Genomic DNA, 557 nt, shown 5'->3' with positions numbered 1-557 from the left:
GAACTGYAATTACTTTCCCATACACTATAAGTGATGGAAATGGCGGAACAGATAYCGCTAATGTTGCTGTAGCAATCGRTAATACACCACCAGTAGCACAGGATGATTCAGCAACAACAACAATCAATACTTCAGTAAAGGTAGATGTTTTAGCGGATAACGGAAACGGAATAGATGATGATGTTGATGGAGATACATTAACAATTACAGATATCAATGGAACTACTCCAGTTGTAGATACACCAATTAGTGTAACAGGAGGAACTGTAACTTTATTAGCAGGAGGAACATTAGATATTCAACCTGATGGAACAGGAACTGCAATTACTTTCCCATACACAATAAGTGATGGAAATGGCGGAACAGATAYMGCKAATGTTGCTGTAGCAATCGATAATACACCACCAGTAGCACAGGATGATTCAGCAACAACAACAATCAATACTTCAGTAAAGGTAGATGTTTTAGCGGATAACGGAAACGGAATAGATGATGATGTTGATGGAGATACATTAACAATTACAGATATCAATGGAACTACTCCAGTTGTAGATACA

General features: G+C 37.7%; 1 protein-coding gene. It reads left to right on the top strand.

From position 1 onward, the window contains the following. A partial coding sequence (locus L0U77_RS11710; RefSeq protein ID WP_233901254.1) for an Ig-like domain-containing protein occupies positions 1–557 on the top strand: 557 nt, incomplete at both ends.

Source organism: Tenacibaculum piscium (genome assembly GCF_021390715.1).
GTDB lineage: Bacteria > Bacteroidota > Bacteroidia > Flavobacteriales > Flavobacteriaceae > Polaribacter > Polaribacter piscius.
This window is presented reverse-complemented; position numbering and strand designations above follow the sequence as displayed.